At 67.6% G+C, this 26,005-nt stretch carries 19 protein-coding genes and 1 riboswitch; of the genes, 15 read left to right on the forward strand and 4 right to left on the reverse strand.

Annotated elements, in window-relative coordinates:
• From IU514_RS08540 to IU514_RS08595, 12 genes are all read left to right on the forward strand, one after another.
• Complete coding sequence (locus tag IU514_RS08540; protein ID WP_194930677.1) at positions 1-1,332, forward strand: acetyl ornithine aminotransferase family protein; 1,332 nt, start codon at positions 1-3, stop codon at positions 1,330-1,332.
• Positions 1,333-1,336: 4 nt separating this feature from the next.
• The gene (locus tag IU514_RS08545; protein ID WP_324187803.1) at positions 1,337-3,868 is read left to right on the forward strand and encodes a CehA/McbA family metallohydrolase; all 2,532 of its coding nucleotides are present in this window, start codon (positions 1,337-1,339) and stop codon (positions 3,866-3,868) included.
• On the forward strand, positions 3,868-5,880 hold the full coding sequence (locus tag IU514_RS08550) for a S9 family peptidase (protein ID WP_194930678.1): 2,013 nt from the start codon (positions 3,868-3,870) through the stop codon (positions 5,878-5,880). The genes IU514_RS08545 and IU514_RS08550 overlap by 1 nt, the downstream gene beginning before the upstream one ends.
• A gap of 191 nt (positions 5,881-6,071) precedes the next feature.
• Positions 6,072-7,229, forward strand: a complete 1,158-nt coding sequence (locus IU514_RS08555) for a DmpA family aminopeptidase (RefSeq protein ID WP_194930679.1) — start codon at positions 6,072-6,074, stop codon at positions 7,227-7,229.
• Positions 7,230-7,267: 38 nt separating this feature from the next.
• Positions 7,268-8,605: a Xaa-Pro dipeptidase gene (locus IU514_RS08560; RefSeq protein ID WP_194930680.1), complete on the forward strand. Its 1,338-nt coding sequence runs from the start codon at positions 7,268-7,270 to the stop codon at positions 8,603-8,605.
• Positions 8,606-8,675: 70 nt separating this feature from the next.
• Positions 8,676-10,046: an APC family permease gene (locus IU514_RS08565; RefSeq protein ID WP_194930681.1), complete on the forward strand. Its 1,371-nt coding sequence runs from the start codon at positions 8,676-8,678 to the stop codon at positions 10,044-10,046.
• A gap of 54 nt (positions 10,047-10,100) precedes the next feature.
• The gene (locus IU514_RS08570; RefSeq protein ID WP_194930682.1) at positions 10,101-11,297 is read left to right on the forward strand and encodes an aminomethyl transferase family protein; all 1,197 of its coding nucleotides are present in this window, start codon (positions 10,101-10,103) and stop codon (positions 11,295-11,297) included.
• 146 nt (positions 11,298-11,443) lie between these two features.
• Positions 11,444-13,027 carry a phytoene desaturase family protein gene (locus IU514_RS08575; RefSeq protein ID WP_194930683.1) on the forward strand — a complete coding sequence of 528 codons (1,584 nt, stop codon included), beginning with the start codon at positions 11,444-11,446 and terminating at the stop codon, positions 13,025-13,027.
• Between the two features lie 3 nt (positions 13,028-13,030).
• A complete protein-coding gene (locus IU514_RS08580; protein ID WP_194930684.1) occupies positions 13,031-14,551 on the forward strand; it encodes a phytoene desaturase family protein in 1,521 nt (506 codons plus the stop codon).
• A gap of 105 nt (positions 14,552-14,656) precedes the next feature.
• A complete protein-coding gene (locus tag IU514_RS08585) occupies positions 14,657-14,932 on the forward strand; it encodes a hypothetical protein (protein ID WP_194930685.1) in 276 nt (91 codons plus the stop codon).
• Positions 14,929-15,360 carry a hypothetical protein gene (locus IU514_RS08590; protein ID WP_194930686.1) on the forward strand — a complete coding sequence of 144 codons (432 nt, stop codon included), beginning with the start codon at positions 14,929-14,931 and terminating at the stop codon, positions 15,358-15,360. Before IU514_RS08585 ends, IU514_RS08590 begins: the two co-directional genes overlap by 4 nt.
• 58 nt (positions 15,361-15,418) lie before the next feature.
• A complete protein-coding gene (locus tag IU514_RS08595) occupies positions 15,419-16,132 on the forward strand; it encodes a DUF998 domain-containing protein (RefSeq protein WP_194930687.1) in 714 nt (237 codons plus the stop codon).
• Positions 16,133-16,145: 13 nt separating this feature from the next.
• Here the strand turns inward: IU514_RS08595 and IU514_RS08600 are convergent, their stop codons facing one another.
• The 4 genes from IU514_RS08600 to IU514_RS08615 form a co-directional block, all read right to left on the reverse strand.
• Positions 16,146-17,255 (reverse strand): aromatic ring-hydroxylating oxygenase subunit alpha, encoded by a 1,110-nt coding sequence (locus IU514_RS08600; RefSeq protein WP_194930688.1) that lies wholly within the window; start codon positions 17,253-17,255, stop codon positions 16,146-16,148.
• Positions 17,256-17,516: 261 nt separating this feature from the next.
• The gene (gene btuB / locus IU514_RS08605) at positions 17,517-19,385 is read right to left on the reverse strand and encodes a TonB-dependent vitamin B12 receptor (protein WP_194930689.1); all 1,869 of its coding nucleotides are present in this window, start codon (positions 19,383-19,385) and stop codon (positions 17,517-17,519) included.
• A 149-nt stretch (positions 19,386-19,534) separates the two neighbouring features.
• Positions 19,535-19,752, reverse strand: a riboswitch (cobalamin riboswitch).
• A 68-nt stretch (positions 19,753-19,820) separates the two neighbouring features.
• Positions 19,821-20,183, reverse strand: a complete 363-nt coding sequence (locus IU514_RS08610) for a TfoX/Sxy family protein (RefSeq protein WP_194930690.1) — start codon at positions 20,181-20,183, stop codon at positions 19,821-19,823.
• The gene (locus IU514_RS08615) at positions 20,180-20,665 is read right to left on the reverse strand and encodes a GAF domain-containing protein (RefSeq protein ID WP_194930691.1); all 486 of its coding nucleotides are present in this window, start codon (positions 20,663-20,665) and stop codon (positions 20,180-20,182) included. The genes IU514_RS08610 and IU514_RS08615 overlap by 4 nt, the downstream gene beginning before the upstream one ends.
• A 54-nt stretch (positions 20,666-20,719) precedes the next feature.
• Between IU514_RS08615 and bioD the strand changes: the two genes are divergently transcribed.
• The 3 genes from bioD to IU514_RS08630 all read left to right on the forward strand — a co-directional run bounded on the left by bioD (position 20,720) and on the right by IU514_RS08630 (position 25,889).
• Positions 20,720-21,391, forward strand: coding sequence for a dethiobiotin synthase (bioD, locus tag IU514_RS08620; RefSeq protein ID WP_194930692.1), 672 nt, complete (start codon positions 20,720-20,722; stop codon positions 21,389-21,391).
• Between the two features lie 123 nt (positions 21,392-21,514).
• Entirely contained in the window at positions 21,515-22,705 is a 1,191-nt protein-coding gene (locus tag IU514_RS08625; RefSeq protein WP_194930693.1) for an efflux RND transporter periplasmic adaptor subunit, read from the forward strand.
• Positions 22,706-22,712: 7 nt separating this feature from the next.
• On the forward strand, positions 22,713-25,889 hold the full coding sequence (locus IU514_RS08630; protein ID WP_194930694.1) for an efflux RND transporter permease subunit: 3,177 nt from the start codon (positions 22,713-22,715) through the stop codon (positions 25,887-25,889).
• Positions 25,890-26,005 lie beyond the last annotated feature (116 nt).

Here is a 26,005-nt window from a genome sequence, read left to right on the forward strand (position 1 = left end):
ATGAGCCGCAACCGCAACATCCAGACCGAACTGCCAGGCCCGAAGGCGCGCGCACTGATCGCGCGCGACGCCGAGGTGATCTCGCCGTCCTACCCGCGTGACTACCCGTTCGTGATGTCGCACGGCCGCGGTACGCAGGTATGGGACGTCGACGGCAACCGCTTCCTCGACTTCGCCGCGGGCATCGCCGTATGCAGCACCGGTCATGCGCATCCGCAGGTGGTGCAGGCCGTGAAGGACGCGGCCGACCGTTTCCTGCACATCTCCAGCGACTACTGGCACGAGCAGATGGTGGGTCTCGGCGAGCGCCTTGCGCGCGTGGCTCCGATGGGCGCACCGGCCATGAGCTTCCTGTGCCAGTCCGGCACCGAGGCCGTGGAAGCGGCAATCAAGCTGGCGCGCTATGTCACCGGGCGCTCGCGCTTCATCGGCTTCCTCGGCGGATTCCACGGCCGCACGATGGGCTCGCTGGCCTTCACCTCCAGCAAGTACACGCAGCAGAAAGGCTTCTTCGCGACGATGCCGGGCGTCACGCACGTGCCGTACCCGAATCCGTACCGGCCGTTGTTCGCCGGTGCCGACCAGGGCAAGGCGGTGCTCGATTACATCCGCATGCTGTTCGAACGCAGCGTGCCGCCGTCGGAAGTGGCAGCGATCCTGGTCGAGCCGATCCAGGGCGAGGGCGGTTACGTGGTCCCGCCGGACGGTTTCCTCGCCGGCCTGCGCGCGCTGTGCGACGAGCACGGCATCCTGCTGATCTTCGACGAGGTGCAGTCGGGCATCGGCCGCACCGGGCGCATGTTCGCCAGCCAGCACTGGGGCGTGCAGCCGGACATCATGACGCTGGCCAAGGGCCTGGGCTCGGGCCTGCCGATCGGCGCGATGGTGGCGAGGAAGCACCTGATCTCGCAGTGGAAGCGTGGCGCGCACGGCAACACCTACGGCGGCAATCCGATCGCCTGCGCCGCCGCCAACGCCACGATCGACCTGGTCGAGGGCGGCATGATGGGCAACGCCGCCACCGTCGGCGCGCATTTCATGTCGAAGCTGCGCGACCTGGCGCGCGACTATCCCTGCATCGGCGAGATCCGCGGCAAGGGCCTGATGATCGGCATGGAACTCATCGAGCAGGACGAGGAACGCACACCGGCGCGCAAACTGTGCGACGACGTGATCACCCGCGCCTACCACAACGGCCTGCTGTTGCTGTCCTGCGGCACCAGCACGGTGCGCTTCATGCCGCCGTTGAACGTGACGCGCGAGGAGATCGACGAGGCCGTGGTGCTGCTGCGCACCAGCCTCGACGAAGCGCTGTTCGAGCGGGAGGGCTGAGCCGGTGCGGCCACGACACTGGGGGCTGGCCGCGGCGCTGCTCGTGTCCGTGGCCGGACCCACTTGGGCGGACGGACGCGAGGCGGTGCTCAAGCAGGTCGACCTGCCGCACAGCTACTACTGGCGCGAGCTGTACCTGCCGCAGCTGACCACGGGGCCGTCGTCGGCGGCGTTCATGCCGGACGGGCAATCGCTCGTCTACAGCATGGCCGGGTCGCTGTGGCGACAGCGCATCGGCGATGACGAAGCGGTCGAACTGACCCGCGCCGACGACGCCTACGACTACCAGCCGGACGTCGCGCGCGACGGCCGCAGCGTGGTGTTCACGCGCTACGACGGCAACGCGATGGAGTTGTGGCGGCTCGACCTCGCCAACGGCCGCGCGCAGGCGCTGACACGCGGCGGTGCAGTCAACGTCGAGCCGCGACTGTCGCCCGACGGCAAGCGCATCGCCTGGGTGTCGACGCAGGGCACCGGGCACTTCAACCTGTTCGTCGCCGACCTCGGTCCCGACGGCCTGCGCAACGCACGCCCGCTGTTGGGCGAGCGCAAGAGCAACATCGATCGCTACTACTACTCGGCCTTCGATCACGCCATCAACCCGGCCTGGTCGCCCGACGGCAAGACGCTGGTGTTCGTCGGTAACGCCGAAGTCGCCTGGGGCTCCGGCGACCTGTGGTCGGTACCGGTGGATGCGCCGTCGCAGGCGAAGAAGCTCCTGTCCGAGGAAACCAGCTGGAGCGCGCGCCCTGACATCGCCCCGGACGGCAAGCGCGTGCTGTACGCCAGCTACCGCGGCCGCCAGACGCACCAGCTGTGGCTGACGACGATGGCCGGCGCAGCGCCGTTGCCGGTCACCTTCGGCGATGGCGAGCGCCGCAACGCGCGCTGGTCGCCGGACGCACGCCGCATCGCCTATATCGGCAACGACGGCGCGGACGGCAACACCACGCTGATGGTGATGGACGTGGTCGGCGGTGCGACCCGGGTAGTCGAGGCAAAGCGGCGGCGCACGCTGGCGCCGACGGCGCGGCTGGTGCTGGACGTCGCCGACGGCCAGGGCCGCCGGGTGCCGGCACGCGTGTCGGTCACCGGCAGCGATGGGCGCGCGTACGCGCCGTCCAGCGCCTGGATGCATGCAGACGACGGCTTCGATCGCGCGAAGCTGCGCAGCGAGGCCCACTACTTCCATTGCGCGCCGCCGTGCACGATCGACGTTCCCGCTGGCGCCGCCGATGTCACCGTGCAGCACGGCTTCGCCCATGCCTTGTGGCAAAAGCGCATCGATGCCGTCGCTGGTCGCGACACGGCGGTGCGCGCGCAACTGCAGGCGCAGGCACTGCCGCCCGAGTTCGGCGACTGGATCAGCGCCGACCTGCACGTGCACATGAACTACGGCGGCCATTACCGAAACACACCGCAACGCCTTGCGGCGCAGGCGCAAGCCGAAGACCTCGACGTCGTCGAGCAGCTGATCGTCAACAAGGAAGAGCGCATCCCCGATATCGCGCAGTTCGGGCGCCAGGACGACACCACACCGGTGCGGATCGAGCACGCGCAGGAGTACCACACCAGCTTCTGGGGGCATCTGGGCCTGCTCAATCTGCGCAGTCACTACCTGACGCCGGACTTCACCGCCTACCGGCACACCGCGCTGGCGAGCCCGTATCCGCACAACGGCGTGATCGCCGACCTCGCGGACGCGCAGCAGGGTCTGGTCGGTTACGTACATCCGTTCGACACCGTGCCCGATCCTGCGAAGGACCCGGTGCTGAGCCACCAGCTGCCGGCCGACGTCGCGCACGGCAAGGTCGATTACCTGGAAGTGGTCGGATTCTCCGACCACAAGGCCACGGCCAGCGTCTGGTATCGCCTGCTCAACCTCGGTTTCCGCGTGTCCGCGGGTGCGGGCACCGACGCCATGGCCAACTACGCCTCGCTGCGCGGACCGGTCGGCATGAATCGCGTGTTCCTGGACGTAAGTGGTCAAGGCGACGGACGCCGCGACCACGCGTCCATGCTGTCGGCGCTCAAGGCCGGGCACGGATTCGCCAGCAACGGTCCGCTGCTGGGCCTGCTGCTGGATGGCCGCAAGCCGGGTGACACCGTCGCGGCGGGTACGCATCGCTTCCGCCTGGCGCTGCGCTCGCCGGTGGCGGTTGATCACGTGGAGCTCGTCCACAACGGCCAGGTCGTCAAGCGTTTCGAACTGGCCGGTGATCGCCGCACGCTCGATGCCGAAGGCGACATTGCGCTGGGGGACGGCTGGCTGCTGCTGCGCGCCTGGAACGACGGCGCCGATCCGTTGCTGCTCGACCTGTACCCGTACGCCACCACCAACCCGGTGTGGCTGGGGAAGACGGGCGAAGTGCCAGGCTCGCAGGAGGACGCGAAGTACTTCGCCGCATGGATCGGCCGCGTGATCGAGGCCGCGACCGCGCGCGACGACTACAACGACGCAGGCGAGAAGAGCGCGACGCTCGACTACCTGCGGCAGGCGCGCGAGGTGTATGCGCGCATGGCAGAGCCGCGTTGATGCGCGGCGCGTTGCTCTCGGTGCTGCTGCTCGCCGCGCCCGCCTGGGCCGCGGACACGGACGCGCGTTTCGGCGCAGGCGATCTCGCAAGGCTCGCCGACCTGACCGAGCCGGTGTTCTCGCCCGATGGCAATACGCTGGCCTACACGGTCAGCACCGCCAACCTGGCCGAAGACAAGACGCAGTCGGACCTGTGGCGCGTCGGCTATGACGGCACCGGCCGCGTGCGTCTGACCGACACGCCCAAACACAGCGAATGGCGGCCGCAGTGGTCGCCGGACGGCAAGTCGATCGCCTTCCTGTCAGACGCACCGATGCCTGGAGAGGACGAGGACGACGCAACAACGCAGGTCTGGCTGATGCCGGCCGGCGGCGGCAAGCCACGACGGCTGACCAAGTTCGCCGACGGCGTCGAGGATTTCGTCTGGTCGCCGGACGGCAAGCGCCTGGCGCTGATCGCACGCGACCCAGAGCGCCCCGCGGGCACGCCGAAGCCGAAGAATCCGCCACCCATCGTCACCGAGCGCTACCAGCTCCGCGAGGACGGCGTCGGTTATCTCGACGGGCGCCGCAAGCATCTGTACGTGTTCGACATCGCCAGCGGCCGCGCCGACCTGCTGACGCCCGGCGCGCACGACGAACAGTTGCCGTCGTGGTCGCCGGACGGACGCCTGATCGCTTACGTCACCAAGCGCGGAGTCGATCCGGACCGGCACCTCAACTTCGACATATACGTGATCGAGCCGAAGGCGGGTGCTGCCGAGCGACAGCTGACGACCTTCACCGGTTCCGACCTCGATCCTTACTGGGAAACACGTCCGACCTGGAGCCCTGACAGCACGCGCATCGCCTACCTGCGCAGCGGCGAGGACAAGTGGATTTACTACGCGCCGTGGCAGCTGGCGATCGTCGACGTCGCCACCGGCACCGAGCGCATCCCGGCGCCAATTGATCGCTGCTTCACCAAGCCGCACTGGTCGCCAGACGGCCGCAGTGTCTACGCGCTGGTCGAGCAGAGCCGCGTGACGAACCTCTCGCGCATCGACCTCGACAGCGGGCAGGTGACCGCAGTCACGCAGGGGGCGCGCTTCGACTACGACCTCGACGTCTCGCGCGACGGCCGCATCGCCGTGCTTGGCGGCGGCGACCTGCATCCGTACACGATCGATGCCGTCGAAGGCAGCGGCCTGCGCACGCTGGCCGACCACAACGAGTTCCTGTCGAAGAAGCAGCTCGCACCGACCGAGGCGATCCGCTTCCGCAGTGGCGACGACACGCAGATCGAAGGCCTGCTGGTCAAACCGCTGGACTACCAGCCCGGCCGGCGCTACCCGATGATCGTGCGCCTGCATGGCGGGCCGGTTTACCAGTTCAGCCACGAGTTCATGCCCGACTGGCAGGTGTACGCCGCCAACGGCTACGCGGTGCTGGCGGTGAATCCGCGCGGCAGCTCCGGGCGCGGCTTCGATTTCTCCAGGGCGATCTATGCCGACTGGGGCAACGTCGACGTGCGCGACGTGCTGGCCGGCGTGGACCATGTCGTCGCGCAGGGCATCGCCGATCCGCAGCGCCTCGGTGTTGGCGGCTGGAGCTACGGCGGCATCCTGACCAACGCGGTCATCGCCAGCGACACGCGCTTCAAGGCGGCAATCAGCGGCGCGGGCGCCTCGAACATGTACGGCATGTACGGACACGACCAGTACATCCGCGAGTACGAACTGGAGCTCGGCACACCATGGGCCAACCGCGAGGTGTACGACCGCGCCAGCTTTCCGTTCCTGCACTCCGACCGCATCACGACGCCGACGATGTTCCAGTGTGCCGATGCTGACGCCAACGTGCCGTGCCTCGGCGCGGAGCAGATGTACCAGGCGCTGCGCTCGCGCAACGTGCCCACGCGGCTGGTGGTGTATCCCGGCGAGAACCACGGCCTGACGGTGCCGAGTTACCTGCGCGACCGGTTGACACGCAATTTGGCCTGGTACGACCAGTATCTGAAGGGGGCGCCGTGATGCGCAGCGCGACGTTCGGGGCACATAACGCAGGCATTGCCGCTGCAAGAGTGATCTCCGTTCGTCCTGAGCGTGGGGCCGAAGGCCCGGAGTCGAAGGGCGCGCCGGCGTGGTTCCAGATCCGCTCATCCTTCGACTCCGGCGCTGCGCGCCTACGCTCAGGACGAACGGTGTTTGTGGGCTTTCTGCTCATGACCTTGGCGGCAAGCAGCATCTTCGCCGCCACCGCCGCCGAACCCCGTGCCCGCGACCTCGGCGTGCCGTTCGAGGGCTCCCCCGGCACGCTCAACGCGATCACCGATGTCGCCGGCGTCAGCGTCGGCCAGGTGACACTGGTGGAGGACCTCGCCGACGGAAACAAGGTGCGCACCGGCGTCACCGCGATCCTGCCGCGCGGCCGGGGCAGCTTCGACACGCCGGTGTTCGGCGGCTGGTTCGCGCTCAATGGCAATGGCGAGATGACCGGCACCGCATGGCTGGAGGAATCCGGCCAGCTGGAAGGGCCGGTGATGCTGACCAACACGCACAGCGTCGGCGTTGTGCGCGACGCGGTGATCGCCGAGCGCGTGCGCGCCGGTGGCGCCGATGCCAGCGGTTACTGGTGGTCGCTGCCGGTCGTCGCCGAGACGTGGGACGGACACCTCAACGACATCAACGGCTTCCACGTGAAGCCCGAACATGCCGCGCAGGCATTGAGTGACGCGAAGGACGGGCCGGTTGCCGAAGGCAATGTCGGTGGCGGCACCGGCATGGTCTGCCACGAGTTCAAGTGCGGCATCGGCACCGCCTCGCGCCGCGTCGCCGCTGAAGGACAGGGCTACACCGTAGGCGCGCTGGTGCAGGCCAACTACGGCGTGCGCGACACGCTGCGCATCGCCGGCGTGCCGGTCGGCCAGCACCTTCGCGAGGACCGCGTCTACACCGATCTCGCGCTGGCGGTGGCCGGCGAGCAGCCGGGCGGCGATACGGGCTCGATCATTGTAGTGATAGCCACCGATGCGCCGCTGCTCCCGCATCAGCTCAAGCGCCTGGCCAAACGTGCAGGCATGGGTCTGGCGCGGATGGGCAGCTACGCCGGCAACGGCTCCGGCGACATATTCATCGCGTTCTCGACCGCCAACGCCGCGGCAGCCGCAGGCGCCGCGGTCAACCAGGCACAGTTCGTCGGCAACGATCATCTCGACACGCTGTTCGAGGCGACCGTGCAGGCCACCGAGGAGGCGATCGTCAACGCGATGGTCGCCGCCCGCGACATGCGCGGCGAAGACGGCCACTACGCCAAGGCGCTGCCGCATGCCGAGCTGGTGAAACTGCTCAAGCGCTACGGTCGCTACGAGCGGTCACGATGAGTTCCACGACACCCCATCCACTTCGACCCCGAGACGCCATGACCCGGAACCGCACGCTGCTCGCCTCCGCACTCGTACTGGCACTGGCTGGAACCTCGCTCGCTTCGGCGGCGCCGAAGGCGGACGTCGTGGTCATCCACGCCGGCAAGCTGGTCGACGTCGACCACGGCAAGGTGCTCGCCGACCAGGCGATCCGCATCGAAGGCGAGCGCATCACCCGCGTCGAGCCGTACGCCAGTGCCAACGTGGGCGACGCGAAGGTGCTCGATTGGTCGCGCTACACGGTGCTGCCCGGCCTGATGGACCTGCACACGCACATCGCCGACGAAGGCCAGTCCGCCGACCCCGCCGCGCCGTTGAAGAGCACGCCGGCGCGCGACGCCTTCATCGGCGCGAAGAATGCAAGGGACACGGTCCGCGCTGGGTTCACCACCGTGCGCGACGTCGGCGTCTTCCGCGGCCTGTCCGATGTCGCCCTGCGCGATGCGATCAGCGCCGGGCTCATTCCCGGACCGCGCATGTTCGTGGCCGGCGCGTACATCACGATCACAGGCGGTGGCGGCGAAATCACCGGCCTGCCCGAGGGTACCGTCGTCCCGCAGGAATTCCGCCTCGGCGTGTCGGACTCCGAGCAGGAGGTGCGGCAGAAGGTCAACTACCTGTTCGACCACGGCGTGGATTTCATCAAGGTGATCGCCACCGGCGCAGTGCTTGCCGACGGCACCGAGCCGGGCGAGTCCGAGTACACCGAGGCCGAGATCCGCGCGGCGGTGGAAGAGGCCAAGCGCCGCGGCGGCTTCGTCGCCGCGCACGCACACGGTGCCGAGGGCATCAAGCGCGCGGTACGTGCCGGCGCGCGCTCGATCGAGCACGCGTCCTACCTCGATGACGAAGGCATCGCGCTGATGAAACAGCACGGCACCTGGCTGGTCGCCGACATCTACAACGGCGACTACATCGACACGGTCGGCCGGCAGGAAGGCTGGTCGGCGGAAAAGCTGCGCAAGAACCTGGAAACGACCGACGTCCAGCGACAGGGATTCCGCAAGGCGGCCAAGGCCGGCGTCAACATCGGCTACGGCACCGACAGCGGCGTGTATCCGCACGGCGACAACGCGCGCCAGTTCAAGTACATGGTGCGCTACGGGCTGACTCCGATGCAGGCGATCCAGTCCGCGACGATCAACGCGGCGCGCTCGCTCGGACGGGAGGCGGAGCTGGGCTCGGTGACGCCCGGCAAGTCCGCCGACCTGGTCGCGGTGTCCGGTGATCCGCTGGCCGACATCACCACGCTGGAAAACGTGCAGGCCGTCGTGGCCCGCGGTCATCTTGTGTGCACTGCAGATGGCGATCCGTGCGCGGATGGGGCACCCTGAGTCGGGGAGCGCGGTTCGCCTGGAAGCACCACCGGCATGGCCGGCACATAATTCGACGAGGGGCGCGTACATGCAGGACCAGGGCAACACGACAGGCGACACGCAGGCGGGGCGCAAGCTCGGTTTCTGGATGTGCACCGCGCTGGTGGTCGGCAACACCATCGGTATCGGCATCTTCATGCTGCCGGCCTCGCTGGCGCCGTACGGCCACAACGCGATGTTCGGCTGGGTGATCACAGTCCTGGGCTGCGTGGCGATGGCGCGGGTGTTCGCGCGCCTGGCCCGCGACATGCCGGCCGCCGACGGCCCGTACGGCTACATCCGCGGCACGCTCGGCGAGATCCCCGCGTTCGTGGCGATGTGGTCGTACTGGGTGTCGCTGTGGATCACCAACGCCGCGATCTCGATCGGCGTGGTCGGCTACCTCGATACGGTCTTTCCGGCGCTGCAGGGCATTCCCCCGGCGCTGCAGGCGCTGGCGCTGCTGTGGCTGTTTGTGATGGTGAACCTGCTCGGTGTGCGCACCGGTGGCCGCGTCCAGGTTGTGACGACGGTGCTGAAGCTGCTGCCGATGCTGGCGGTGGCCGTGCTCGGCGTGTCGCTGCTGGTGACCAGCCCGTCCAGCTACACGCAGCACGCATCGCCGATGGCCGTCGGCCTGCATCCGCTGATGGCGGCTTCCACCATCGCGTTGTTCGCGATGCTCGGCTTCGAGTCGGCGACCGTGCCGGCCGACCGCGTCAAGGATCCGGGCCGCACGATCCCGCGCGCGACCATCGTCGGCACGCTGGTGACCGCCGGCATCTACCTGCTGGTGTCGGCGATCCCGCTGCTGCTGATCCCGGCCACCGAGCTGGCCGCGTCCAAGGCGCCGTTCGCGGACCTGCTCGATCGACTGGCAGGCCCGGGCTACGGCCGCGTGCTGGCGCTGTTCGTGATCGTCAGCGGCCTCGGCGCGCTCAACGGCTGGGTGCTGCTGGTCGGCGAACTGACCCGCACCATCGCCAACAACGGCGGCCTGCCGTCGATGCTGGCGCACAGCAACCGCCACGGTGCACCGGCGCGCGCACTGCTGGTGACCGGCGTGCTGGCCAGCGCCATGGTGCTGATGAACTACAGCAAGTCGCTGGTGCAGGGGTTCACCTTCATCACCACCGTGGTCACCGCCGCCAACCTGCCGCTGTACCTGTGCTGCGCGGTGGCGCTGATGGTGCTGTGGAAGCGCGGGCAGCGCCCGGCCGGCAGCGACCTGATGGTGCTGGCGATCCCGGGACTGGCCTACGTGGTGTTCGCCTTCATCGGCCTCGGCCACGAGCCGTTCCTGTGGGCGATCGCTCTCGCCGCTGCGGGATTGCCGGTCTACGGCTTCCTGCGTATGCGCGGAGCCGCAACGCCGCTACGATCCGGCGACGCCGGTCCCCTTCCGAACCAGAAGCACTGAACCACACTCACTGGTGCCGGCGCTTCTCCCGAACGAACTCCGCAAACGACCCTCATGCTGCAACTCAAGCGAACTCCCTTCCACGAGCGCACGTCGAAGCTGTGCCTGCCGCAGAACTGGCGGCGCTGGGCCGGCCACATCGTCGCCGGCTCCTACGACCTGCACCTCGACCGCGAGTACTGGGCGATCCGCGACGCCGTCGCGATGATCGACGTCTCGCCGCTGATGAAATACATGATCGAAGGCCCCGACGCCGCGCGACTGCTGCACAAGCTGACGCCGCGCGACGTGCACAAGATGGCGGTGGGCCAGGTCGGCTACACCGGCTGGTGCGACGAGGACGGCAAGATGCTCGACGACGGCACCGTGTCGCGCCTGGGCGAAAACCTGTTCCGCCTGACCTCGGCCGAGCCGTCGCTGCGCTGGCTGACGATGAACGCGGTCGGCATGGACGTGACGATCACCGAGGTGACCGAGCAGGTCGCCGCGCTGAGCCTGCAGGGCCCGAAGTCGCGCACCGTGCTCAACCTCGTCTGCGGCAAGCCGCTGGACAAGCTCAAGTACTTCCGCGTGATGCAGAACACGCTGGCCGGCAAGCCGGTGACGATCTCGCGCACCGGCTACACCGGCGACCTCGGCTACGAAATCTGGATCGACGTCGCCGACGCGCTGCACGTGTGGGACGCGCTGATGGCTGCAGGCCACGACTACGGCATCGTCCCGTGCGGCATCCTGGCCATGGACATGGCGCGCGTCGAAGCCGGCCTCTTCATGATCGACGTCGACTACACCGCCGCGAACCACGCCTGGATCGAAGGCCAGAAGTCCACGCCGCTGGAAATGGGCCTGGACTGGGCGGTGCAGCTCGACAAGCCGGGTTACTTCGTCGGCCGCCGCGCGCTCGAGCGCGAGAAGCGCGAAGGTTCCGCGTGGAAGCTGATGGGCTTCGAGGTCGACTGGGAATCGATGGAGCGCCTGTACGCCGCCGCCGGCCTGCCGCCGCAGATTCCGGGCTTGGCGGTGCGCGGCAGCCTGCCGCTGATGCTGGGAGGTAACCAGGTCGGTTACGCCTCCACCAGCACATGGTCGCCGGTGCTGAAGAAGTACATCGCGCTGGTGCACCTGCAGCGCCCGCACTACGAACCCGGCACCCAGCTCAACATGGAGATCACGGTCGAGCACAAGCGCCTGCACGCGATGGGCAGGGTCGTGAAGCTGCCGTTCTACGAGCCGGAGTGGAAGAAGAAGTAGCAAGTCCCTTCTCCCGCGCGCGGGAGAAGGTGCCCGCAGGGCGGATGAGGGTGCTCTGTTTTGTTTGCCGAGGCAGAAGCCCCTCACCCCAACCCCTCTCCCGCATGCGGGAGAGGGGCTAAGACAACCAACGACTTGAAGACCTCATGACCAGCAATCAATACGACGCCATCGTCATCGGCGCCGGACACAATGGCCTGATCGCCGCCGCCTACCTGGCGCGCGCGGGCAAGAAGGTGGCCGTGCTCGAGCGACGCGAAGTGGTCGGCGGCGCCGCCGTCACCGCCGAACCATTCCCCGGCTATCGCTTCAGCCAGTTCTCCTACGTGGTCAGCCTGCTGCGGCCGGAGATCATCCGCGACCTCGAACTGCCGCGGCACGGCCTGAAGATCCTGCCGCTGCCGAGCACGGTCACGCCGATGGACAACGGCGATTACCTCGCCGCGTGGGACGACCACGACCTGTCGCGGCAGGAGCTGTACCGCCACTCGCCGCTCGACGCCGAGGCCTCCGACGAATACGGCCGCGTGATGGCGCGCGCCGCCAAGGCGATCAAGCCGATCATCGGCCTGGTGCCGCCGGATCCGTCGTCGCTGAGCCTGCGCGACATGAAGGGCCTGCTCAAGCTCGGGCAGTACGGCAAGAGCCTGAGCGAGCAGGAGCTGTACCGCATCTCGAAGCTGCTGACGCAGTCGGCGGCGGACCTGCTCAACGAATGGTTCGAGTTCGACCCACTCAAGGGCACCAAGTCGGCCAGCGGCATCATCGGCACGTTCCTCGGTCCGAACTCACCGGGCACGGCCTACGTGCTGCTGCACCACTACATGGGCGAAATCGACGGCGCGTTCCGCGCCTGGGGCTTCTGCAAGAACGGCAACGGCGGCGTGACACAGGCGATCGCCAGTTCGGCGCGCGCGCTGGGCGTGGAGATCCGCACCAATGCCGCCGTGCAGCAGGTCATCGTCAAGAACGGCCGCGCCGCCGGCGTCGCCCTCGCCAACGGCGACGAGCTGCAGGCCAAGGTGGTGATATCCGCCGCTGACCCGAAGCGCAGCTTCCTACAGTTCGTCGAGGAGAAGCACCTGCCAGGCGATTTCGTCCAGCAGATCCGCAACTTCCGCGTGCGCGGCTCGTCGGGCAAGGTCAACATCGCGCTCAGCGAACTGCCCGATTTCACCTGCCTGCCGGGCGAGGGCCCGCTGCACCGCGGCGCGATCTCGATCAGTCCGAGCATGGAGTACATCGAGCGCGCCTACGACGAGGCCAAGTACGGACAGTTCGCGAAGAATCCGTACATCGACATGATCATCCCGTCGATGATCGACCGCGACATGGCGCCTCCGGGCCACCACGTGATGTCGTGCTTCGTGCAGTACGCGCCGTACGACATCGAAGGCGGCTGGGACGACGCCAAGCGCGACGCGTTCGGCGAGACGGTCATCTCCACCATCGAGCGCTACGCGCCGAACATCCGCCGCGCCATCGTCGGCAAGCAGGTCATCACGCCGAAGGACATCGAGAACATCGCCGGCATCACCGGCGGCAACATCTTCCACGGCGAACTTCTGCTGCATCAACTGTTCTTCCTGCGTCCTGCGCCGCAATGGGCGGATTTCCGCACGCCGCTGCCGGGCTATTACTTCGGCGCGTCCGGTGCGCATCCGGGCGGCGGTGTCATGGGGGCGGCCGGCAAGATGGCCGCGATGGAAGTGCTGAAGGACTGGAAGTAAGCCATGGGCGCAAACAACACATTCGACGCCATCGTCGTCGGCGCCGGCCACAACGGCCTGGTCGCGGCGAACTACCTGGCGAAGGCCGGAAAGAAAGTGCTGGTGCTGGAGCGCCGCGCCGATGCCGGCGGGCAGCTGGCAGGTGCATCGTTCGATGGCCAGGCGTATCCGCCGTTGCACGCGGGCGGACGCCTGCGTCCCGACATCGTGCGCGACCTGGACCTCGCACGTTTCGGTCTGTCAGACGCGGACAGCGTGGACGCGGTCTACACCTCAATGCTGCCGGATGGCCGCACGCTGTCGCTGTCGTCAAAGCCGAATGACGCGAAGACACTGGAGTCGATCCGCCAGTTCTCGGCGAAGGACGCTGGGGCGTGGCCGGAGTTCGCCGCCTTCATGGATCGCGCCGCGGCGTTCCTCGATGCGGCCTACCGCACGCCGATGCCGCGCCTGCCGAATATCGGACTCGCCGAAGGCTGGCCGCTGGCGAAGCTGGCGTGGACGCTGCGCCGCCTCGGCGGCCGCGACATGTTCCGGGTGATCCGCGCGATGTCGATGTCGGCGGTTGAACTCACCGAGGAATGGTTCGAGTCCGAGGAACTGAAGGCGGCGATCGCCGCGGTCGCCATCCATGGCCACACGCTGGGTTCGATGTCGGCCGGCACCGGCTACACGCTGATGCACAACTGGCTCAACCGCGGCGGCGTGGCCCATCGCGCGCCCGCGGGCGGCAGCGTACGCATCGCCGAGGCGCTGGTGGCGGCGCTGAAGTCGCGTGGCGGCGAAGTGCGCACGGCTGCTGCCGTGGCGCAGATCGTGGTCGACCGTCAGCGAGCCACCGGTGTGCGCCTGGAGAGCGGCGAGGAAATCCTTGCAGGCATCGTGTTGTCCGCAGCGGATCCGCGCACGACGCTGCTCGGCCTGGTCGGCGCGCCGGAACTGCCACCGGAGTTCGTCTGGCACACGCGCTCGATCAAGATGCGTGGCTCGCAGGCCAAGGTGCACCTGCTGACCGACGGCAAGCACGGCATTCCCGCCGGCACGGTCGCGATCGCACCGACGCTGAAGTACCTGGAGCGTGCCTTCGACGCCGCCAAGTACGGCGAGCTCGCCGAGCGGCCGTACCTCGAAGTGACCACGGCGGGCGACGTCGTCTCGATCCACGTCCAGTCGGCGCCGTACAAGCTGCGCCACGAAACCTGGGACACCGCCCGCGCGCGCGTCGAGCAACTGGCCGTCGACACGCTGGCCGAGCGCTTCCCGCAGCTGAAAGCGTCGGTGCGCTCGCTGCGTTCGATCACGCCGGTCGACCTCGAGCGCGACTACTCGCTGACCGAAGGCGATCCGAACCACGGCCAGCTGATCCTCGACCAGATGTTCTTCATGCGGCCGATGCCGGGCTGGTCGACCCATCTGACGCCAATCGATGGCCTGTACCTGTGCGGTGCCGGTGTGCATGGCGGTGGCGGCATCAGCGGTGCGGCGGGACGGAATGCGGCGCAGGCGGTGCTGAAGGCGAAGTAGGCGAGGCGGGACCGCCGCGGGTGGCCGAGGCGGTCCGGCTGGTTCAGGGAGGAGTCTTGTGACCGTGGTACATTTGTACCAAGTTCACGAAGCTCGACCTTCCCCATGCCTGCCTCCAGAGCGTCCCAGCCCGTCGTCATCGAGCGCGTCCAGACCGGCGTCCGCATCGAGAAGCGCCTGCTCAAGGTGCTCAAGGGCTTGGCCGAATACCACGACCTGTCGCTGAGCGACCTGCTCGAAGGCGTGCTGCTGCACAGTCTGGAAGGCAAGTGCCCGTTCTCCGAGGAGACGCTGCGGCAGGCCGTCGAGCTGAAGAAGATCTATGGCCTGACGCTGACCGCTGACGACAGTCATCAGCTGGTCGAGGGCGACGCGCCATGAACGTGCATGACGACGACCTGCTGCAGGAGGTCGAAAGCGGCCGCTTGCCTCTGGAGTGCTTCAGCCACGCCGAGCATGTCCGCCTGACCTGGCTGTACCTGCAGCGCCATCCACTGTTGCAGGCGATCGCGTGCTTTCGCGCGACGTTGCAGGCTTATGCCGCCACGCATGGCAAGCACGGCCTGTATCACGAGACGGTCACGCTGGCCTTCCTGCTGCTGATTCATGAACGCATGAGCGGCGAACCGGCCACGCAGGCATGGCCGGAGTTCCGTGCGCGCCACGCAGACCTGCTCGCGTGGCCGGACAATCCGCTATTCGATGAGTATCCACGCGACGTGCTGTCCGATCCGGTCGCGCGTGATCGCTTCGTTGCGCCGCGGGTGAGAAACGTTCACTCGGTGAGAACGGCGATCGCCGCAAGGTAAAGAACGGCTGCTCGATGAAGCGTGGCCGTCGCCGCACGCCGCTGTCGTTGGCGCGTGTATGAGGCTCATCTTCGACACCGCGTTGTACAACCTCCGCATGAAGATGCCGCTGCTCAGCGCATTCGTACTCGAAGGCATCGTGCGCCGGCGCTCGGGCCTGCTCTGCTTTGCCGCGGTGTTGCTGTTCGCCACGATCTGCCTGCTCGCGCAGTGGATGCGGCCCGACCTTGACTGGCGGAATGATCCGCTGAGCAACTACCTGAAGGGTCATTACGGTGGCTGGGTGCGCGGCGCGTACTACGTGCTGAGCATGGCGCTGATCCTGCTCGGCGCCGGTCTTTACGGCGCGTTGCGGCCGCAGGCACGCAGTGCCGCGCCGGTGCTTCTGCTGGTGGTCGCGGGCGTCGGTTTGTGGGCTACTGCCATCACCGAGAACGACCTGCCGTACTTCACGCACGACCAGGAAAACCTGCTGCACCGCATCGCGGCGTTGACGACCTTCCTGTCGGTGACGTCGGCGATGATGCTGCAGTCGTGGCGATTCCATTACGACGATCGCTGGCGCCGGCATTTCGGCCTGGCCTTCCCGTTGGCCGTGGCCGCCTTCATCGCGCTGTGGATCTATGCCTACTGGCACGGCGCGCCGGAGGGCCTCCGCCAGAAGACCGTGATCACGCTGATCCTGATGTGGCTGGGCTCCGCCGCCTGGTGGCTGCGCAGCCAGCAACTGCAGGCCGCGCAGGCGGTCCCGGTGCGTCTGCCTCCGGATTGAGGGGCGGCGCGGGTCAGCCGCCCGTCGTCAGGTCGGCGTGCAGCAGGCGGTGGAACAGGTGTTCGCCGCCCTCGCGGCGAGCCGACAGGCGCCCGGTCGAATACGCCCGCGAGTGCAGGCCGCGCTGCACGGATTTGCAGATCGCCATGTCCTCGTCCTGGATCTGCTGGCCGACGTCGATGCTGGCGCGGTTGTACGCGTGCGCGGTCTCGGAAACATCGGCAAACCAGAAGTCGAAGATCACCTCGGTCTTGTCCACGCCCATCGGCAGCACGAGGTTGGTGTCCATCATCCCCTCGTACCAGTTGATCATCAGGTTGGGGTGGATCCAGTAGTACAGCGCCCGGTCGCCCTTGCGTACGGCCGCGTAGTCGTCCTGCGCCTTGTTCGTCGTCAGCGGACTCGACTGCAGGCAGAAGCGCGTGCCGTTCTCGATGGTGTAGTTCTTGTAATCCAGCACGCTGTCCAGCCCCTTGTGCAGGTGCGGGACGTGGTAGCCACCGTCGAGGTAGTTGTCGACGAAGACCTTCCAGTTGCAGTCGAAGAAGTAATGGCGGCGCTCGAACCAGTGCAGCTTGCCCAGTTGCAGTGGGCGGATCTGCTCGATCAGGTCCTGGCCCAGGAACTCCTCCAGGCTCGGGCCCTGTGCATCCAGCCGTACGAACACCCAGTTCTCCCACACCGCGGTCGCCACCGGCGCGAGACCGTGCTCGCTGCGGTCGAAATGGCATTCGCTGTTGAAGCTCGGCGTGCCCTTGAGCGCCCCTTCGAGCGTGTAGGTCCAGCCGTGATACGGGCAGCGCAGGTTCTGCGCGCAGCCGGAGGGCTCGGTCATCACCGCGGCGGCGTGGTGGCGGCAGACGTTGAAGAAGCCGCGCAGCTCGCCATCGCTTCCGCGCACCAGCACGATGGGCTCGCCAGCGATCTCGCAGGTGACGTACTGGCCGGGTTCGCGCAGCTGGTCGACACGGCCGGCAAGCTGCCAGGTGCGCGAGAAGGTGGTGCGGCGCTCGCGCTCGTAGATGCGGTCGTCGATGTACCAGGATGAGGGAATCGTCGAAGCTTCCTCGAGCGGAAGGCTCGGGTCGTACTGATCCACCAGCTCCATCACCAATGACTTCATTCGCCTCGCCCTGATGCGCGGGCCACTGCGGGCCCAGCCAAGATTGGACTTCCCCGCGCCATGATTTTCCGGCGTCAACGATGGTGTCAATGCGAGGCGAGGCTGTGCGCAGAGCGGACAGGACGACGGGCTCATTCTCGTGAAGGAGGGACTCCAGCGACGTAATGCAGCAATGCCACTGCAAGCAGAGGTAGTGGCTTCCCGCTTTCGTGCGGGCAAAAAAAAGCCCGGCGGTAGCCGGGCTTCTTTCTTATAGCCGGATCAGTTCGCCGGCGCGTAGCGCAGCGTCAGGTACCACTCGCGACCCGGCTGGTTGTAGAACGCCACCGTCTCGTAGTCGCGGTCGAACACATTGGCCGCGCGTGCCTGCAGCGACCAGGCCGGCGTGAACGCGTATTCCGCGCGCAGGTCGAGCGTTCCGTATCCGCCGAGGCGGCGGGTGTTGGCAACGTCGTCGTAGCGTGCGCCTTCGCCGACGGCGGTCAGGCCGACGCGGAAGTTGCCGAAGGCGCGGTCGACGTCCAGGCGCGCGCTGTTCTTCGCACGGCGGGCCAGCTCATTGCCCTCGAAGAAGCCGGAGCGGTTCTCGGTGTCGACGTAGCTGATCGCGCCGGCAAAGGTCCAGTCAGCGACGGTGGCGTCGGCGCCGAGTTCGGCACCGCGGATGCGCGCCTCTTCGACGTTGTTGGGCAGGTTGATCGAGATGTCGAACGCGATCAGGTCGTCCACATCGGTCTGGAACGTATCCAGGTGGACGTTGAACGCATCGCCGCGCCATGCCAGGCCCAGCTCCCAGGTTTCGGACTCCTCCGGGTCGAGGTTCGGGTTGCCGAAGAACGGGAAGTACAGCTCGTTGAACGTCGGCGCCTTGAAGGCGGTGCCGTAGCCGGCGGTGACGCGCCAGTGCTCGGCGAAAGCCATGCCCCAGGCGGCGCTGCCGGTGGTGTGGTTGCCGAACTGCTCGTTGTCGTCGTTGCGCACGCTCGCCTCCAGCGACTGCGCGCCGAACCTGCCCTGGTACTGCACGAACGCGGCCTTGTTGTCGCGCTCGGTCTCGTCGTAGGGCGTCGAGGCGTCGACGCTGTCGCGCAGCCAGTCCAGGCCAACGCTCACCAGCTGGTTCTGGGCGATGCCGAAGTCGCCCTGCAGCGTGGCGCTGTCGCGGTCGGTGCTGAAGAAGCCGGCCGGCGCGTCACCGAGGAAATTGTCGGACGAGTCCTCGTTGCGGCCCGCGGTCAGGTGCAGGTCGACACGCTCGGACGGGCGCCAGCGCAGCTTGCCGCCGATCACCTGCTGCACGGTTTCGGAGCGGTCGGTGAAGTCGCCGTCGTACTCGTTGTCGCCTTCGTTGCGCAGCGCGTGGCCTTCCAGGCTCCACTGCTCGTTGAAGGAAACGCCGCCACGCAGCGACAGCGCGTCCTTCTCGTAGCCGTCGCGATCGGGTTGCGAGTCGCGTGCGATGAAGCAGCCGCCGCCTTCGAACGTCACCGGGTCGAACAGGCCGTAGCAGGCGTTGATGCCATCGGTGCGGCTGTGCTGGAAGTCGGCGCCGAACCAGCCGCGCTCGCTGCTGCCGCCGAAGCCGAGGCCGTAGCCCTGCGTATCGTGGCTGCCGGCATCGAGGCGGATGCGCGGCGCGAAACTTCCGCGGTCGCGGCGGGTGAACACCTGGATCACGCCGCCGATGGCGTCGGCGCCATACAGGCTCGAACGCGGGCCGCGCACGATCTCGACGCGGTCGATCATCTCGATCGGCAGGTCCTGAAACGCGGTCAAGCCGGAGGTCGCCGAGCCGACGCGGATGCCGTCGACCAGCACCAGCACGTGGTCGGACTCGCTGCCGCGCAGGAACAACGTGGTCAGCTTGCCCTGGCCGCCCTGGTTGGCGATCGAGATGCCGGCGCGGCCGCGCAGCAGGTCAGGCAGCGAGCGGGCCTGGCTGGCGCGGATCTGAGCGCTGTCGATGACTTCGACGGGCGTCAGCGCGTCGTTGACGCTGACGGCGGTGCGGTTGGACGTCACCACGACCTGGTCGAGGTCGGTGGCGTCCTGGTCCTGCGCGAACGCGGTAGCGGGCAGGGCGAGCGCAGCCGCACAGGCGACAGCGAGGGTAAGGCGGTGAATCGGCATCGATAGTCTCCATCGCACGGCGCACCGTCCCCGGAACGCCGCGACATCAGCAAGGGAGGTTGCGATGGAGAAATCCGGCCGCGTGCGTCGCGCGAAAGCGCAGGCATCGCCGCCGCGACGCCCTCCGCATCGCAACCCGTGTGGGTCCTGGGACCCAATGCATCCAGGCCGGTCTCCGGACTCGCGAGCTGGAGGGATACCTCCTGCTTCGGCGCCTTCCCGTGCGTTGCACAGTGGCGGATGCCGAGCGTGGACTCGCTTACCGTTGCGGGGGCAGTGCCGGACTGGCCGTGTTGCGGCGTCACCGGCTTCCCGTTTCAACCCGTGAGCAGGACGCCGCCGGGTCACCTCGAAGCGCGCGCAGTCTACGCGATCCGGCAGCCCGGTCCAAAGGACGATCGGTGATGGAGCTTGCGGAGCGGCTCGCGGGAGCCGTCAGTTCTCGGGTTCGTCGAACAGCGACGGCATCGCCATGGCCGGGGCTTCGTCCGGCACGCTCGTGGTGCACGGGGCCGCGGCAGGGCGATGGCGGGGCGGCGGCAGCAAGGCGGTCGCAGCCTCTGCGGCGGCGATCAGTTCGTTGCGGCGCTCATCGGGAATTTCCTGCCAGTGGCAGTCCAGCAGTGCGCCTTCGATGGCGTAGAGCAGATTGAGCGTCGGCTTGAAGCCGGCTCGCTTGACGCGCATGTACGCCTCGACCGAACCGAGCGCGGCGATGTCCTCGGGTGTGCGCAGTCCGACCTGGCGGAGCCAGGCGGCGGACTTGGGCCCGATGTTGCGCATCTTCAATCCGTTCACGCCAGCGACTCCACGAACGCTTTGGCGATATCTTCCAGCCCTTCCTGGTCGTCCGCGTCGAAGCGGTCCAGTTCCGGGCTGTCCAGGTCGAGCACCCCGATCAGCTTGCCATCGGCGGCGAACAAAGGCACGACCAGCTCCGAGTTCGAAGCCGAGTCGCAGGCGATATGGCCGGGGAAGGCGTGCACGTCGGCGATGCGTTGCGTCTGCCGCGTCGTAGCGGCGGCGCCGCACACGCCCTTGTCGAGCGGAATGCGCACGCAGGCAGGCAGGCCCTGGAAGGGGCCCACGACCAGTTCGGTGCCGTCGAAGAAATAGAAGCCGGCCCAGTTGAGTGCCGGCAGCGAGTGATAGATCAGTGCCGAAAGGTTGGCGGCATTGGCGGTGCGGTCACGCTCGCCCGTCAGCAGCGCACGCGCCTGCTGGGCCAGCTGCGCATACTGCTCGGTCTTGTCGCCGCTTAGACTTTGCGTCGTGAACATGAAGACTCCTCGAATCCAGTGTAGCAGTGCCGCAACGGCGGCCCGGTGCCGTTCATGACTCCACGGAGCCTGTTCATCACCGGGACCGACACCGGTGTCGGCAAATCCGTGGCCACGGCATCGTTATTGTGCGCTTTGCGCACGCATGGCCTGCGTGCGGTGGGCATGAAACCCTTGGCCAGCGGCTGCGAACACACGTCTTCCGGCTGGCGCAACGAAGACGCGCTGCTGCTGCAAGCGCACAGCGATCCGACGCCGTTCTACGACGACGTCAACCCGTTTGCGCTGCCGCTCCCGCTAGCTCCAGAACTGGCGGCGGACGAGGCCGGAATCAAGGTGTCGCTGCCGCCGATCCTGGCCGCTCATGCGCGCCTGTCGGCTAACGCCGATATCGTGGTCGTCGAAGGCGTGGGCGGATGGGCCGCGCCGCTGTCGGCCACGCTCGACCAGGCCGACCTCGTGCGCGCGCTGGAACTGCCGGTGGTGATGGTGGTCGGGTTGCGCCTGGGCTGCCTCAACCACGCGCGATTGACCGCGCGCGCGATCGAAGCCGACGGCGCGCGCCTGATCGGCTGGATCGCCAACGAAATCGATCCGGACATGCAGCGGATCGACGAGAACTTCACGCTGCTGCAGCGACGCCTGCCGGTACCGTGCTGGGGTCGGCTCCCGTATTCGCCCGCTCCCGACCCGAAGCGGCTGGCGCGTTTGCTGGATCTGGCGTAGCCCCGGTCTCCGTGACTTCTGGGACGTGGGCGGCGTGAGCAGAATGCTAGACTGGACAGTATAGGAATTAGATCAATCTGAGCAGTCACGCTCACCATGAAAACTTCGGAGTCCCCCATGGTCATGAACCCGCGTTCGGTGGCCCCGCGGTCGGTTATGTTCGCCGCCGCGTTGGCAATTGCGTTGTCCGCCTGCGGCGGCAAGGAGCAGGCACAGGGGGGCGGCATGCCGCCGCCGGAAGTCGGCGTGGTCACGGTGCAACCCGGCGACGTGGCGCTGCAGAAGGATCTGGTCGGCCGCCTGGCGCCGTTCCGCAGTGCCGACGTGCGCGCCCGCGTGCCCGGCGTGCTCCAGCGCCGCGTCTATGAGGAAGGCAAGGACGTAAAGGCCGGGCAGGTCATGTTCGTCATCGATCCGGCGCAGCTGCAGGCCGAGGTCGGCCAGTCGCAGGCCTCGCTGGCGTCGGCCGAGGCGACCTTCGCCAACGCCAAGGCCGCCGCCGACCGCGCCCGCAAGCTGGCGCCGGCCAAGTTCGTCTCGCAGTCGGACCTCGACAACGCGCTCGCCGCCGAGCGCAGCGCTTCCGCCGCGGTCAAGCAGGCGCAGGCCGCACTGGCCAATGCCCGCATCAACCTGGGCTATGCGACCGTGCGCGCGCCGATCGACGGCCGCGCCGGCAAGCAGCAGGTGACCGAAGGCGCGCTGGTCGGCCAGGACACCGCGACGCTGCTGACCACGGTCGACCAGATCGACACGCTGTACGTGAACTTCTCGCTGAGCGTGACCGAACTGGAGCAGGTGCGCCGCGCCCAGCTCGGTTCGCCGGGCGAATACCGCGTGCAGGTGGTGCTGCCGGACGGCACGCCGTACGAGCGCCAGGGCACGATCGATTTCTCCGGCGACGTGGTCGATCCGGCCACCGGTGCGATCGCGCTGCGCGCGCGCATCCCCAACCCGGACAAGACGCTGCTTCCCGGCACCTACGTGACCCTCAAGGCCCTGCTCGGCCAGCAGGGCAACGCCTACCTCGTGCCGCAGGCCGGCCTGCAGCGCGACGCCAGGAGCGCGTTCGTGCTGGTGGTCGGCAAGGACGGCAAGGTCGCGCGCAAGGATGTCGTCGCCGACCGCGTGCAAAACGGCAACTGGGTGATCAGCAGCGGTCTGGCCGCCGGCGACCAGGTCGTCGTATCCGGCGTCCAGCGTGCGCAGCCTGGCCAGCCGGCCAAGGCAGCGCCGTGGCAGCCGGAAGGCGCCAAGACGGCACAGGGGCCGGCGCCTGCCGGCGAGGCCAAGGACCAGGCCACCAAGGACTGAGCCCGCCATGTCCAGATTCTTCATCAACCACCCGGTCTTCGCCTGGGTCATCGCGATCCTGATCTCGCTGTGCGGCGTGCTCGCGATCCTCAACCTCGGCGTCGAGTCCTACCCGAGCATCGCCCCGCCGCAGGTCACGGTCTCGACCAACTACCCGGGCGCCAGCGCCGAAACCGCCGAAGGCGCGGTCACGCAGGTGATCGAGCAGCAGCTGACCGGCATCGACAACCTCGTCTACTTCAGCTCGTCGTCGAGCTCGAGCGGCGGCTCCAACATCACGCTGACCTTCGCGCCCGGCACCGATCCCGACATCGCCCAGGTGCAGGTGCAGAACAAGGTCGCGCTGGCGACGCCGCGCCTGCCTACCGAAGTGACGCAGCAGGGCGTCGTCGTGGCCAAGGCCAACGCCGGCTTCCTGATGGTGGTGGCGCTGCGCTCGGAAGACGAGTCGATGGACCGCGACGCGCTGAGCGACATCATCGGCTCGCGCGTGCTCGACCAGATCGCGCGCGTGCCCGGTGTCGGCAGCACCCAGCAGTTCGGCAGCGAATACGCCATGAACATCTGGTTGAACCCCGACCAGCTGCGTGGCTACAGCCTGTCGGCCAGTGACGTGCTGGCGGCCGTGCGCGGCCAGAACGTGCAGTTCGCCGCCGGCAAGATCGGCGCCGATCCGGCGCCGGAGGAGCAGGGTTTCACCGCGACGGTGTCGGCCGAAGGCCGCTTCAGCACGCCCGAGCAGTTCGGCAACATCATCCTGCGCACCAACACCGACGGCACTTCGGTGCGGTTGCGTGACGTCGCCCGCATCAAGATGGGCGCGACGTTCTACGGCTTCGACAGCCGCTGGGACGGCAAGCCGGCCGCCGGCTTCGCCGTGCAGCTGGCGCCGGGTGCGAACGCGCTCGGCGTGGCCAAGGCGATCCGCGACCGCATGGCCGAGCTGGAGCCGACGTTCCCGGCCGGCGTGACCTGGTTCTCGCCGTACGACAGCTCGACCTTCGTCGCCGTCTCGATCAAGGAAGTGATCAAGACGCTGTTCGAGGCGATCGTGCTCGTGTTCCTGGTGATGCTGATCTTCCTGCAGAACTTCCGGGCCACGCTGATCCCGACGCTGGTGATCCCGATCGCGCTGCTCGGCACGTTCCTGGGCATGTACTTCATCGGCTTCACGATCAACCAGCTCAGCCTGTTCGGCATGGTGCTGGCGATCGGCATCGTGGTCGACGACGCGATCGTGGTGATCGAGAACGTCGAGCGCATCATGACCGAGGAGGGCCTGTCGCCGAAGGCCGCCACGCGCAAGTCGATGAGCCAGATCAGCGGCGCGGTCGTCGCGATCACGGTGGTGCTGGCGGCGGTCTTCATTCCGTCGGCGTTCCAGGGCGGTTCGGCCGGCGAGATCTACAAGCAGTTCGCCATCACCATCGCCATGGCGATGGGCTTCTCGGCGTTCCTCGCGCTGGGCTTCACCCCGGCGCTGTGCGCGACGCTGCTGAAGCCGACCGCGGACCACCACCGCGACAACTTCATCTTCCGCAACTTCAACAAGCTCTACGACAAGGTCAGCTCGACCTACGTCGGCCACATCGGCAGCGCGATCAAGCACACGCCGCGCTGGATGATGGTGTTCGGCCTGCTGGTGCTGCTGTGCGGCTTCCTGTTCTACCGCATGCCGGGCAGCTTCCTGCCCGAGGAAGACCAGGGCTACGCGATCGCGCTGATCAACCTGCCGCCGGGCGCGTCGATCACGCGCACCAACGCCGTGCTCGACCAGGTGCGCGAGACGGTCAAGAAGGAAGAGGGCTTCGACGGCATCTTCACCGTGGCGGGCTTCAGCTTCGTCGGCCAGGGCGAGAACGTCGGCATCGCCTTCATCCGCCTCAAGCAGTGGGACGATCGCAAGGTCACCGCCTCGGAGTTCATCCAGAAGGCGAACATGGCGCTGTTCGGCATCCGCGACGCGCAGATCTTCGTGATCAACCTGCCGACGGTGAGCGGCCTGGGCCAGTTCGGCGGTTTCGACATGTACCTGCAGGACCGTCGTGGCCAGGGCCGAGCGGCACTGACTGATGCGCGCAACGTCCTGCTGGGCAAGGCCGGGCAGAACCCGGCGCTGACGGCGGTGCGCCCGAACGCGCTGGAAGAGGCGCCGCAGGTCAAGCTCGACGTCGACCGCGTGCAGGCGCAGTCGATGGGCCTGTCGGTGCGCGACATCTACGCCGCGATCCAGCTGATGCTGGCGCCGGTCTACGTCAACGACTTCGTCGACGCCGGCCGCGTTAAGCGCGTGACCATGCAGGCGGATGCGCCGTATCGCACCGGCCCGGATTCGCTGTCGCGCTTCTACACGCCGAGCCCGAACGGCTCCGCCGACAACGATCCGACCACCGGCTCGATGATCCCGCTGTCGAACGTGGTGAAGAGCCACTGGATCATGGCCTCGCCGTCGCTGACCCGATACAACGGTTACTCGGCGGTGGAGATCGTGGGTTCGCAGGCGCCCGGCCACAGCTCCGGCGAGGCGATGAACGCGATGCAGGACATCGTCAACCAGGACCTGCCGCCGGGCTTCGGCTACGACTGGACCGGCCAGTCCTACCAGGAAATCCTCGCCGGCAACCAGGCGCCCGCGCTGCTGGCGCTGTCGATCCTCGTGGTGTTCCTGTGCCTGGCGGCGCTGTACGAAAGCTGGTCGGTGCCGGTGGCGGTGCTGCTGGTGGTGCCGCTCGGTGCGTTGGGCGCGGTGCTGTTCTCGATGATGCGCGGCCTGCCGAACGACATCTACTTCAAGATCGGCCTGATCACGGTGATTGGCCTGGCAGCGAAGAACGCGATCCTGATCGTCGAGTTCGCGATCGAGCAGCGCAAGCACGGCAAGACGCTGCGCGAGGCGACGATCGAGGCCGCGCACCTGCGCTTCCGTCCGATCCTGATGACGTCATTCGCCTTCATCATGGGCGTGATCCCGCTGGCGATTTCCTCCGGCGCTGGCGCGAACTCGCGTCACGCGATCGGCACCGGCGTGGCGGGCGGCATGCTGTTCGCGACCTTCCTCGGCCTGCTGCTGATCCCGGTGTTCTACGTCGCGGTGCGCCGCATGCTCGGCGACAAGCTCGACGAAAAGCCGGTAATCGAAGCGGACGAGGATGACGCCGAGCCGCAGACCAGGCCGGTGACGTAACTCCGCCGGTTCGTCAGTTGCACACGCAAGGCCCGCCCTCCGGCGGGCCTTGTTTTTGTCGGAGCCGACGTTCCTTCTGGCAGCGAGCACGTTGATACTTCGGCTCAAGTCCCTGG

The organism is Lysobacter niastensis, from assembly GCF_015453285.1.
GTDB classification, from domain to species: Bacteria; Pseudomonadota; Gammaproteobacteria; order Xanthomonadales; family Xanthomonadaceae; genus Lysobacter_J; species Lysobacter_J niastensis.